14 protein-coding genes are annotated in these 11,838 nt (G+C 70.3%); all 14 read left to right on the top strand.

Going from position 1 to position 11,838, the window contains the following annotated elements; all coding sequences use genetic code 11:
* On the top strand, positions 1-283 hold a 283-nt coding region (locus ABD056_RS21735; RefSeq protein ID WP_343870251.1), incomplete at its 5' end, for an SPOR domain-containing protein.
* On the top strand, positions 270-1,295 hold the full coding sequence (nagZ, locus tag ABD056_RS21730) for a beta-N-acetylhexosaminidase (RefSeq protein WP_343870250.1): 1,026 nt from the start codon (positions 270-272) through the stop codon (positions 1,293-1,295). The genes ABD056_RS21735 and nagZ, both read left to right, overlap by 14 nt.
* A gap of 2 nt (positions 1,296-1,297) precedes the next feature.
* Positions 1,298-1,999, top strand: coding sequence for a site-2 protease family protein (locus ABD056_RS21725; protein WP_343870248.1), 702 nt, complete (start codon positions 1,298-1,300; stop codon positions 1,997-1,999).
* 9 nt (positions 2,000-2,008) lie between these two features.
* Positions 2,009-2,851 carry a segregation and condensation protein A gene (locus ABD056_RS21720; protein WP_343870247.1) on the top strand — a complete coding sequence of 281 codons (843 nt, stop codon included), beginning with the start codon at positions 2,009-2,011 and terminating at the stop codon, positions 2,849-2,851.
* 38 nt (positions 2,852-2,889) lie between these two features.
* Positions 2,890-3,558: an SMC-Scp complex subunit ScpB gene (gene scpB, locus ABD056_RS21715; RefSeq protein WP_343870253.1), complete on the top strand. Its 669-nt coding sequence runs from the start codon at positions 2,890-2,892 to the stop codon at positions 3,556-3,558.
* Between the two features lie 138 nt (positions 3,559-3,696).
* Positions 3,697-5,421, top strand: coding sequence for an ABC transporter permease (locus ABD056_RS21710; RefSeq protein WP_343870246.1), 1,725 nt, complete (start codon positions 3,697-3,699; stop codon positions 5,419-5,421).
* 41 nt (positions 5,422-5,462) lie between these two features.
* Complete coding sequence (locus ABD056_RS21705) at positions 5,463-6,581, top strand: ABC transporter ATP-binding protein (RefSeq protein WP_343870245.1); 1,119 nt, start codon at positions 5,463-5,465, stop codon at positions 6,579-6,581.
* A gap of 102 nt (positions 6,582-6,683) precedes the next feature.
* Positions 6,684-6,944: a twin-arginine translocase TatA/TatE family subunit gene (locus tag ABD056_RS21700; protein WP_343870243.1), complete on the top strand. Its 261-nt coding sequence runs from the start codon at positions 6,684-6,686 to the stop codon at positions 6,942-6,944.
* 76 nt (positions 6,945-7,020) lie between these two features.
* Complete coding sequence (gene tatB, locus ABD056_RS21695) at positions 7,021-7,539, top strand: Sec-independent protein translocase protein TatB (RefSeq protein WP_343870241.1); 519 nt, start codon at positions 7,021-7,023, stop codon at positions 7,537-7,539.
* Positions 7,540-7,542: 3 nt separating this feature from the next.
* Positions 7,543-8,385: a twin-arginine translocase subunit TatC gene (tatC, locus tag ABD056_RS21690; protein WP_343870240.1), complete on the top strand. Its 843-nt coding sequence runs from the start codon at positions 7,543-7,545 to the stop codon at positions 8,383-8,385.
* 78 nt (positions 8,386-8,463) lie between these two features.
* A complete protein-coding gene (serS, locus tag ABD056_RS21685; RefSeq protein WP_343870238.1) occupies positions 8,464-9,741 on the top strand; it encodes a serine--tRNA ligase in 1,278 nt (425 codons plus the stop codon).
* On the top strand, positions 9,734-10,516 hold the full coding sequence (surE, locus tag ABD056_RS21680) for a 5'/3'-nucleotidase SurE (protein ID WP_343870236.1): 783 nt from the start codon (positions 9,734-9,736) through the stop codon (positions 10,514-10,516). Before serS ends, surE begins: the two co-directional genes overlap by 8 nt.
* Positions 10,513-11,172, top strand: a complete 660-nt coding sequence (locus ABD056_RS21675) for a protein-L-isoaspartate(D-aspartate) O-methyltransferase (RefSeq protein WP_343870235.1) — start codon at positions 10,513-10,515, stop codon at positions 11,170-11,172. The genes surE and ABD056_RS21675 overlap by 4 nt, the downstream gene beginning before the upstream one ends.
* 53 nt (positions 11,173-11,225) lie before the next feature.
* Positions 11,226-11,838: LysM peptidoglycan-binding domain-containing protein (locus ABD056_RS21670; protein ID WP_343870234.1), on the top strand; the 613-nt coding region annotated here is incomplete at its 3' end.

Genomic DNA, 11,838 nt, shown 5'->3' with positions numbered 1-11,838 from the left:
CCGCCCGGGGGGGGGTTGCCCGCCGGAGCGGCCGGCGCGGCAGCCGGCGGCAGCGCCGCCACCTGCGGCGCCGGAGCGGGCGCCGGAGCAGGCGTGGAACCAGGCGGTGAACGCCAACCGCGACCTGCTCGGCAATCTCAGCCTCGACATCCAGCGCGCCGACCTGGGCGACAAGGGCGTGTTCTACCGCGTCCGTGCCAAGGGCCTGCGCTCGGCGGACGAGGCCAAGGGCCTGTGCGACAAGCTGGCGGCGCGGAAGGTTGGCTGCATTGTTGTCCGTTAAGGCACCGCTGGCGGCCATCTTCGGGCTGGCGGGGACGACGCTGTCGGCGGCGGAGAAGCGCTTCTTCGCCGACGCCGATCCCTACGGCTTCATCCTGTTCGCCCGCAACGTGGAAACGCCCGATCAGGTGCGCGCGCTGGTGGCCGACCTGCGGGCCTGCGTCGGGCGCGAGGCGCCGGTGCTGATCGACCAGGAAGGCGGCCGCGTCCGTCGCCTGCGGCCGCCGCACTGGCGCGACGCCCCCTCCATGGCGCCCTTCGTCGACCTCTACCGCCGCGATGCGGCGGCGGCGGCGGAGGCGGTGCGGCTGAACGCCCGCCTGCTGGCGGCGGACCTCATCGACCTCGGCATCGACGTCGACTGCTACCCGCTGGCCGACGTGCCGGTGGCCGGCGCCCACGACATCATCGGCGACCGCGCCTTCGGGCACGATCCGGCGGTGGTGGCGCATCTGGCGGCCATCGCCTGCGCCGGGCTGCTGGACGGCGGCGTCATGCCGGTGGTCAAGCACATCCCCGGCCACGGCCGCGCCTTCGCCGACAGCCACCTGGACCTGCCGGTAGTGGATGCCTCGCTGGAGGATCTGCGGGCGACCGATTTCGTGCCCTTCCGGGCGCTGAAGGATGCGCCCTACGGCATGACCGCCCATATCGTCTATACCGCGCTCGACGCCGAGCGGCCGGCGACCACGTCGCCGCGCGTCATCGGCGACATCGTGCGCGGCGAACTCGGCTTCCAGGGGCTGCTCATGACCGACGATCTGTCCATGAAGGCGCTGACCGGCCGCTTCCAGGATCGCGCCGCCCACAGTCTGGCGGCGGGCTGCGACCTGGTGCTCCACTGCAACGGCGACATGGACGAGATGACCGCCGTCGCCGAGGGCTGCCGGCCGCTGGATGCGGCGGCGCAGGCGCGGGCGGCGCGGCTCGGCACCTTCCGGGCGCAGCGGCTGGCGCGGCTGGACGTGGCGCAGACGCAGCACGACCTGGACCGCCTGCTGCGGGCCGCCTGACCATGGGCGGGCTGCTGGACGATCCCTTCGGCTGGGTGGCGGTCGCCTCCACCTGGGTGCTGCCGGTGCTGTTCGCCGTCACCTTCCACGAGGCGGCGCACGGCTGGGTGGCCGACAAGCTGGGCGACCCGACGGCGCGGCTGGCCGGGCGCATCTCGGCCAATCCGCTGCGCCACGTGGACCCCTTCGGCACCGTGATCCTGCCCGCCCTGCTGCTGTTGCTGCGGGCGCCGTTCCTGTTCGGCTGGGCCAAGCCGGTGCCGGTGGACTTCCGCAACCTGCGCAACCCGCGCCGCGACATGGTGCTGGTGGCGGCGGCGGGGCCGGGCTCCAACCTCATCATGGCGGCCATCGCCACCGGCCTCATCTACACCGTGCCGCTGATGCCGCAGGTGGCGGCCCAGTGGTGGTACCTGAACCTGGCCAACGCCATCACCCTCAACCTGATCCTGATGGTGTTCAACCTGATCCCGCTGCCGCCGCTGGACGGCGGCCGCATCGCCGTCGGCCTGCTGCCGCGCAGCCTCGCCATGCCCTTGGCACGGCTGGAGCGGTTCGGCATTCTCATCCTGCTGGGGCTGCTGTTCCTGCTGCCGCTGGTGGGCGGGCAGATCGGCTATGACCTCAACGTGCTGTCGTGGATCGTGGGCGTGCCGGTGCAGGTGCTGACCGGCATGCTGGTCAGCCTGTTCGGACTGAATTAGGGCCCGCCAATGGCCGACGAGGTGCCCTTCGAGGAAGATCCGCCGCGGCGGATCGGCGACGCCGCCGCCATTGCCGACGCGGCGGCGGCGGACGGCGACGGGCTGGCCGCCCTGGTGCTGGAGCTTGAAGGCTTCGAAGGCCCCATCGACCTGCTGCTGACGCTCGCCCGCGACCAGAAGGTCGACCTGCTCAACATCTCCATCCTGGCGCTGGCGGAGCAGTATCTGGCCTTCATCCAGGTGGCGCGCGAGCATCATCTGGAACTGGCGGCGGATTACCTGGTGATGGCGGCGTGGCTCGCCTACCTCAAGTCGCGCCTGCTGCTGCCGCCGGAGCAGAACGACGAGGAACCCTCCGGCGAGGAACTGGCCGCCGCCCTGCAGTTCCAGCTGCGCCGCCTGGAAGCCATGCAGGACGCCGGCGAGCGCCTGATGGACCAGCCCCGCCTCGGCCACCGGCGCTTCGCCCGCGGTGCGCCGGAGGACGTGGCCGGCGTCGCCCGCTCGGTCTACGACATCACCCTCTACGACCTGCTGCGAGCCTACGCCGACCACAAGAAGCGCACCACCCGCATCGAGTTCGAGATCGAGCCGCTGACGCTGTATTCGGTCGACGACGCCATCAAGCGGCTGGAAGCCATGCTGGGCGCCATTCCCGACTGGAGCGCCCTGGCCGACTTCCTGCCCACCGGCATCGGCGAGCCGCTCATGCGCCGCTCCGCCCTGTGTGCCCACTTCATCGCGACGCTGGAGCTGTGCAAGCAGGGCAAGCTGGAAGTGCGCCAGGACGGCGGCTTCTATTCCCCCATCCGCATCCGCCCGCCGCGCACGCCGCGCATCGAGGAGGTCTGACCGTGGCCGAGGCGCCCGCCGTTCCCGCCGTTCCCGCCATTCCCGCCGAAGCGCGCCAGGGCTCGCTCGACATCGACTTCGATCATGCCGTGCGCATCGTCGAGGCGCTGATCTTCGCCTCCGCCGAGCCGGTGTCGGTGGACGGGCTGAAGGAAAAGCTGCCGGCCGCCATCGACATCCGCAAGGTGCTGGCGACCCTGCAGGAGCACTACCGCGGCCGTGGCGTGCAGCTGGTGCAGGCGGGCGGCCACTGGGCCTTCCGCACGGCGCCCGATCTGGCCGAGCGCCTGAAGGTGGAGACGGTGGAAACCCGCCGCCTGTCGCGCGCCGCCATCGAAACCCTGTCCATCATCGCCTACCACCAGCCGGTGACGCGGGCGGAGATCGAGGAAATCCGCGGCGTCGCCCTCTCCAAGGGCACCATGGACACGCTGCTGGAAGCCGGCTGGATCCGCCCGCGCGGCCGCCGGCCGTCGCCGGGTCGTCCGCTCACCTGGGGCACCACCGACCGCTTCCTCGACCACTTCGGGCTGGAGAGCCTGAAGGATCTGCCGGGCATCGAGGAACTGAAGGCCGCCGGGCTGCTGGATGCCCGCCCGGCCATTGCCGCCTATGGCGCCCGCGCCCGCGACAGCGGCGAACTGGTGGATACCGACGAGCCCGATCCCGCCGACGATCAGCTCGACATGCTGGGCGACGAGGAGTAGCCCCGCATCTTCTGCAACCCGCAGAAACACTAAGGTCTTGATATTGAGAATGGCTTGCACCACAGTGTGACGGTATGAAGGCGCCGCAGAGTCGCCAGCCTCCGGGAAGGTCGAGACAGAGGGGTCCGCGGAGCAATCGTGTCGCAGGTGCAGGCAAGCCCAACCGAATACGTCGGACGGCCGGAAGCCGCCGTTTCGCCCGTGCGGGCGCGCCGCCGCGCCACCGGCAGCCGCTGGTGGACGGTGGCGGTGCTGGTGGTGGCGACGCTCATCGCCCTGCCGGTGCTGGTGGTGGTCAGCCACATCCTGGCCCCCACCGGCGATGTCTGGCGCCATCTCGCCTCCACCGTCCTCAGCCGCTATGTGTGGAACTCCATCGGCCTGATGCTGGGCGTCGGGGCGGGGGTGCTGCTGATCGGCGTCACCACCGCCTGGCTGGTGACCATGTGCCGCTTCCCCGGCGCGCGGGTGTTCGAATGGGCGCTGCTGCTGCCCATGGCGGTGCCCGCCTATGTGATTGCCTATACCTACACCGGCCTGCTGGACTTCGCCGGCCCGGTGCAGACCGCCCTGCGCGAGGTGTTCGGCTGGACCAGCCGGCGCGACTACTGGTTCCCGCAGCTGCGGTCGCTGGAAGGCGCCATCGTGATGATGAGCCTGGTGCTTTACCCCTACGTCTACATGATGGCGCGGGCGGCCTTCCTGGAGCAGTCGGTCTGCGCGCTGGAGGCCAGCCGGGTGCTCGGCTGCGGCCGGTGGAAGAGCTTCTTCCGCATCGCCCTGCCCATGGCGCGGCCGGCCATCGTTGCCGGCACCGCCCTGGCGCTGATGGAGACGCTGAACGACTTCGGCACGGTGGCCTATTTCGCCGTCGATACCTTCACCACCGGCATCTACCGCACCTGGTTCGGCCTCGGCAATCCGGCGGCGGCGGCGCAGTTGGGGGCGGTGCTGATGCTGTTCATCTTCGCCCTGGTGATGATGGAACGATGGTCGCGCGGCCGCGCCAGCTATCAGCACATGTCCACCCGCATCCGCGCCCTGCCGCGCATCCGCCTCACCGGCTGGCGGGCGGCCCTGGCGATCACCGCCTGCGCCCTGCCGCTGCTGCTCGGTTTCGTCATTCCCGCCTGGGTGCTGGGGCAGTGGGCGGTGCTGACGTGGGATGACGTGATGGCCGGCGGCCGGTTCTGGGACCGCGCCATCAACAGCTTCCTGCTGTCCGGCTCTGCGGCCCTGGCGGCGGCGCTGATCGGCGTGCTGCTCGCCTACGGCCAGCGCATGCGCAGGAGCGCGGTGACGCTGGCGGCGGTGCGGGTGGCGAGCCTCGGCTACGCCGTGCCGGGCTCGGTCATCGCCGTCGGTGTGCTGGTGCCGCTGACCGCCTTCGACAACACCGTCGATGCCTGGATGCGGTCGATGTTCGGCTTCGGCACCGGCCTGCTGCTGACCGGCACCGCCACGGCGCTGGTCTATGCCTACCTGGTGCGGTTCCTGGCGGTGTCCTACAACGCCATTGAGGCCTCGCTCGGCAAGGTGACGCGCAACCTGGAAGGGGCGTCGCGCACCCTCGGCCACGGGCCGTTCTCCACCCTCGGCCGGGTGCATCTGCCCATCATCCGCGGCAGCATCCTGACCGGCGCGCTGCTGGTGTTCGTCGACGTGATGAAGGAACTGCCGGCGACGCTGATCATGCGCCCGTTCAACTTCGACACCCTGGCGGTGCGCACCTACGAACTGGCCTCCGACGAGCGCCTGCAGGAGGCGGCGCCGGCGGCGCTGGCCATTGTTGCGGTCGGCGTGGTGCCGGTGATACTGCTCAGCCTCGCCATCGCCCGCTCGCGCCCCGGCAGCGCCCGCTAGACCAACCGTGCCGCAGATCACACCGTGAAGGAACCCTGCCCATGAGGATCGACCCCATCCGCCCCGTGTCGCTGCGCGGCGAGGTCGACCCCGACCGGGCGGGGCTGGCCCTCAGCCACGTCAGCCACGCCTACGACGGCGCGCCGGTGGTGGATGACGTGTCGCTGACCGTGGGGGCGGGGGAACTGCTGTGCCTGCTCGGCCCCTCCGGCTGCGGCAAGACCACCACCCTGCGCATCGCCGCCGGGCTGGAGGCGCCCACCGCCGGCGAGGTGCGGGTGGCCGGCACGGTGGTCGCCGACAGCCGCCAGTTCGTGCCGCCGGAGCGCCGCAACGTCGGCTTCCTGTTCCAGGATTACGCCCTGTTTCCGCACCTTTCGGTGGAGGAGAACGTCGTCTTCGGGCTCGACGGCATGCCCCGAAAGAAAAAGCAGGAAAGGGCGCTGGCGGTCCTTTCGCAGGTCGGCATGGGCGACTATATCCGGGCCTATCCGCATACCCTGTCGGGCGGCCAGCAGCAGCGGGTCGGCCTGGCCCGCGCCCTGGCGCCGGAGCCGAAGCTGATGCTGCTGGACGAGCCGTTCTCCGGCCTCGACCGCCGGCTGCGCGACCAGGTGCGGGACGAGACCCTGCATGTGCTGAAGGCCACCGGGGTGGCGACGGTGATGGTCACCCACGACCCGGAAGAAGCCATGTTCATGGCCGACTGGATCGCCCTCATGAACCGCGGGCGCATCGTCCAGATGGGCTCGCCGGTGGAACTGTACTGCTACCCGAAGACGGCCTTCGCGGCCCGCTTCTTCGGCGAGGTGAACGAGTTTTCGGCCCGCGTGGCCGGTGGCCGGGTGGAAACGCCGCTCGGTCCCCTGGACCCGCACGGGCATGCCGATGGCGCCGCCGTCACCGTCATGGTGCGGCCGGAGGCGCTGCAGCTGGCGGCCATCGAGGATGGAGGGACGCCGGCGGTGGTCGGCCGGGTGCTTGCCTCGCGCATGCTCGGTCGCACCAGCCTCGTCCACCTGCAGGTGGAAACGCCGGACGGGGCGGGGCTGCACCTGCACGCGCGGGTGCCGGGACGCTACCTGCCGCCGCCCGACGAGCGGCTGGAGGTGTCCCTCGACCGCAGTCTGGCCTTCGTCTACGCGGCGAACGAAGACTGACATAAATCGGCAACGGCCCCGCATGTTGCGATGGGCGGGGCTTTCTGCGATGATCCGCGGACTTTGACGCGGCGCAGACAGTCAGTTTCGGAGAATCTGTCTATGGGTACTTTCAGCATCTGGCACTGGATCATCGTTCTGCTGGTGGTCCTGGTCCTGTTCGGCGCCGGCAAGATTCCGCGGCTCATGGGCGATGTGGCCAAGGGCGTGAACGCCTTCAAGAAGGGGCTCAAGGAAGGCGACGAGGGCGATGCCGCCGCCTCGGGCGACCGCAAGGCCATCGAAGGCGGTGCCGCCAGCACCACCTCCACCGCCACCGGCGCGCCGGTGAACAAGGAGCGCGACGGGGCGGCCCAGGGCTGATCCCATCCGCGTGCGGCGGCGCTGCGGATGATGCCGGCGCCGCCGACGCCTTCGACCCCTTGCGAAGGTTTCCTTCATGTTCGACTTCGGCTGGGATGAACTCGGCCTCATCATCGTGATCGCGGTTCTGTTTCTCGGCCCCAAGGAACTGCCGCACGCCCTGCGCACGCTCGGCCGCTGGGTCCGCCGCATCCGCGGCATGGCCCGCGAGTTCCAGCGCCACATCGACGACGTGGTGCGCGAGGCGGAACTGGAAGAGGTGCGCGACGGCCTGAAGAAGGCGCGCACCATGGACTTCGGGCGCGAAATCGAAAAGCAGGTGGACCCCACCGGCGATCTCACCCGCGATCTCAACGCCGCCCGCAAGGACCTGGACCTCAACGTCGCGCCGCGCGCCATGACCCCGGCCGATGCCGGCGTTGGCGGCAGCACGACGACCGGCCCGGGTCCCGAGGCCGCGGCCCCCGATCCCGCTCCGACCCCGGCTGCGGCCCCGGCCGCCGCTCCGGCGCAGGTGCAGGCGACGGCGGCGGTGCAGGCTCCGGCCCCGGCGGCCGAGGCGCCCAAGGCGGCCTCCGGCGACAGGGGGGCATGACCGATGGCGGCCATTCACGAAAATCCCGAAGAAAACAAGATGCCGCTGCTGGAGCATCTGCTTGAACTGCGCAAGCGGCTGCTCTACTGCACGGTGACGTTCATCGTCGCCTTCTTCGGCTGCTACTTCGTCGCCGAGTACATCTACGGCTTCCTGGTGCAGCCGCTGGCCGACATCATGCACGAGGTCGGCGGCAGCCAGCGCATGATCTACACGGCGCTGACCGAAGCCTTCTTCACCTACATCAAGGTGGGGGCCTTCGGCGCGGCGGTGATCGGCTTCCCGGTCTTCGCCTGGCAGCTGTGGCGGTTCGTGGCACCGGGCCTGTACCGGCACGAGAAGAAGGCCTTCCTGCCGTTCCTGCTCATGAGCCCGGTGCTGTTCGCGGCCGGGGCGGCGCTGGTCTACTACTTCGTCATCCCCATGGCGTGGCGGTTCCTGCTCGGCTTCCAGACCGGCGCCGACCAGACCGTGCTGCCCATCGAACTGGAAGCCAAGGTCGGCGAATACCTGGCCCTGGTGATGAAGCTGATCCTCGCCTTCGGCATCAGCTTCCAGCTGCCGGTGGTGCTGACCCTGCTGGCGCGGGCCGGGGTGGTGACCAAGGAAGGGCTGAAGAGCAAGCGGCGCTATGCCATCGTCTGCGTCTTCATCTTCGCCGCCGTCATCACGCCGCCGGATGTCATCAGTCAGGTCGGGCTTGCCCTGCCGCTCATCGCCCTTTACGAGTTGTCCATCGTCACCGTCGGGCTCATGCAGCGCAAGCGGGAGGAGGTTCTGGAAGAGGACACCGCCGCCGAACTGGAAGCCGATGGCGTCGAGGAAACCGATTTCAACCAGCGGTGAGGCTGCGCCGCCCCTGTGGCGGCGCTCCCACCTCCGGTGACACCTTCTTGATTTCATTATAGAAAGACCGGAGCGCTCATGCTCGACGTCAAGTGGATCCGCGACAACCCCGAGGCCTTCGACCAGGGGCTGGCCCGCCGCGGCCTTGCCCCCCTGTCGGCCCAGATCCAGCAGATCGACGCCCGCCGCCGGGCCCTGCAGACGGAAATGCAGGACCTGCAGGCCCGCCGCAACGAGGCCTCGCGCGAGATCGGCAAGATCAAGGGGCAGGGCGGCGACGCCTCCGCCCTGATGGAGGAAGTCGCGTCCCTGAAGTCGCGCCTGACCGAGGCCGAGGACGGCGAGAAGGCGGCGGCGGCGGAGATCGACGCCCTGCTGATGGCGCTGCCCAACATCCCGGCCGACGACGTGCCCGACGGCAAGGACGAGACGGAGAACGTCGAGGTCCGCACCTGGGGCACGCCGCGCCCCTTCGACTTCGAGGCGAAGGAGCATGATGCCCTCGGCACCGCCCTCGGCCTGATGGACTTCGAGACGGCGGCCGGCCTGTCGGGCGCCCGCTTCGTGGTGCTGAAGGGCAAGCTGGCGCGGCTGGAGCGGGCGCTGGCCCAGTTCATGCTCGACCTGCACGGCAACGAGCACGGCTATACCGAGATGAACACCCCGGTGCTGGTGCGCGACGAGCCGCTGTACGGCACCGGCCAGCTGCCCAAGTTCGCCGAAGACCTGTTCCGCACCGAGGACGGCCGCTGGCTGATCCCGACGGCGGAGGTGACGCTGACCAACACCGTCGCCGACCAGATCCTGAGCGAAGCCAAGCTGCCCATCCGCATGACCGCCTTCACCCTGTGCTTCCGCTCCGAGGCCGGGGCGGCGGGCAAGGACACCCGCGGCATGATCCGCCAGCACCAGTTCGAGAAGGTGGAACTGGTGACCATCGCCCACCCCGACCACAGCGACGCCGAGCACGAGCGCATGACCCGCTGCGCCGAGGAGGTGCTGAAGCGCCTGGGCCTGCCGTACCGGGTGGTGGCGCTGTGCACCGGCGACATGGGCTTCTCGGCCCGCAAGACCTACGACATCGAGGTCTGGCTGCCGGGGCAGGGGCGGTTCCGCGAGATCAGCTCGTGCTCCAACACCGGCGACTTCCAGGCCCGGCGCATGAAGGCGCGGTTCCGGCCGGAGGGCGAGAAGGGCACCCGCTTCGTCCACACCCTCAACGGCTCCGCCCTGGCGGTCGGCCGCTGCCTGATCGCGGTGATGGAGAACTACCAGCAGGCGGACGGCTCCATCATCGTGCCGGAGGTGCTGCGGCCCTACATGGGCGGGCTGGAAGTGATCGCCGCCGATGTTTGAGCCGATCACCGACCTGTCGGCGGCGCGCATCCTCATCTCCAACGATGACGGCATCCATGCCCCCGGCATCAAGCTGCTGGAAGACATCGCCCGCACCCTGAGCGACGACGTGTGGGTGGTGGCCCCGGAAGGCGAGCAGAGCGGCGCCGGCCATTCCCTCACCCTGCACAGCCCGCTGCGTTACCGCGAGCTGGACGAGCGCCACATCGCCGTCGACGGCACGCCGACCGACGCCGTGCTGCTGGCGGTCAACAAGCTGGTGCCGGGGCGCAAGCCGACGCTGCTGCTGTCGGGCATCAACCGCGGGGCCAACCTGGGCGACGACGTCACCTATTCCGGCACCATCGCGGCGGCCATCGAGGGCACCCTGCTGGGCGTGCCGTCCATCGCCCTGAGCCAGATCTTCCGCCACCCCGATCCGGTGCCGTGGGACACGGCGCGGGCGCATGCGGCGCGCGTCATTCGCGCCTGCTGCAGCCAGGGCTGGGCGCGCAACGTCGCCATCAACGTCAACTTCCCCAACTGCGCCGCCGATGCGGTCGCGGGGGTGGAAGTGGTGCGCCAGGGCAAGCGCAAGCTCGGCGACGGCCTGATCGAGCGGCACGACCCGCGTGGCCGCCCCTATGTGTGGATCGGTCCGCAGCGCAACGAGGAAACCACCGTCGTCGGCACCGACATCGAGGCGGTGCGGCGTAACGTCATCTCGGTGACGCCGCTGTGCGTCGACCTCACCCACGAGCCCACCATGCTGGCGCTGAAGCAGGTGCTGCGATGATGGACCCCAGCCACAAGGCGCAGCTGGTGATGGAGTTGCGCCGGCAGGGGGTGGATGATCCGCGGGTGATGGCGGTGCTGGAGTCGGTGCCGCGCGAGCTGTTCGTCGACCCCATGTACCAGGACCAGTCGTGGGCCAACCGGGCGCTGCCCATCGGCTGCGGCCAGACCATCAGCCAGCCGCTGGTCGTGGCGCAGATGACAATGCATCTGGAGGTCGGCCCGCGCATGAAGGTGCTGGAGATCGGCACCGGCTCCGGCTATCAGGCGGCGGTGCTGTCGCGGCTGTGCCGCCGGCTCTACACCATCGAGCGCCACCGCCCGCTGCTGCGGGTGGCGGAGCAGCGCTTCCAGCAGCTTGGCCTGCACAACATCACCACCATGCTGGGCGACGGCACCCGCGGCTGGCCGGAACAGGCGCCGTTCGACCGCATCATGGTCACCGCCGCCGCCTTCGGCGAGATCCCGCAGGCGCTGGTCGATCAGCTGAAGCCGGGTGGCATCCTGGTGCTGCCCATCGGCTATGAGCCCGGCACCGACCAGGATCTGCTGAAGGTCCGCAAGCCGGAGGAAGAGGGCGCCGAGCCGGTGGTGCAGCGGCTGTTCCCGGTGCGCTTCGTGCCGCTGGTCGAAGGCCTGCCCATGGGCAATGGCTGATTGCGGCGGATCGTCCATTGAGCCGCGCGCCAACCCCGTATAGGCTGTGCGCCATGTGGACGAGGGGAACAATCGCGCGCCACGGCCGCCGCATCGCCCTGCTGACCGCCCTGGCGGCGGTCGGCCTGAGCGCCTGTGCCGAGTGGGACGCCCAGCCCGAATACGGCGAGTTCCGCCGCACCCAGGCGAGCGCCGCGACGGCGGCCGGTTCCGGCCGGCCGGTGCCGGCGCAGGTGACGGTGGCGCGCGGCGACACGGTCTATGGCATCGCCCGCACCTACGGCGTGCCCATGCGCCAGCTGATCGAGATGAACCGGCTGGCGCCGCCCTACACCCTCTATGTCGGCCAGACCCTGCGCATGCCGGCGCAGCAGGTTTACGTCGTGCAGGCGGGCGACAGCCTCTACGGCATCTCGCGCACCCACGCGGTCGACATGAACGCGCTCGCCCGTACCAACCGGCTGGCGCCGCCTTACACGCTGCAGGCCGGTCAGCGGCTGGTGCTGCCGGGGGTGGTGCAGGCCATCGCCGAGGAACGGGCGGAACCCGACCCCAAGCCGTCGCAGCTGGCGGAGGCGCGTCCGGCCGGGACGCCGGCGCCGACCGGGCAGGGCACCGCCGCGCCCGCCGCCGGTCAGCCGGGCGGCCCGGCAGGCGGAACTGCCG

This window comes from Caenispirillum bisanense (genome assembly GCF_039523075.1).
GTDB classification, from domain to species: domain Bacteria; phylum Pseudomonadota; class Alphaproteobacteria; order Rhodospirillales; family Rhodospirillaceae; genus Caenispirillum; species Caenispirillum bisanense.
The sequence above is the reverse complement of the archived record's forward strand: the minus strand, read 5'-3'. Positions and strand labels throughout refer to the sequence as shown.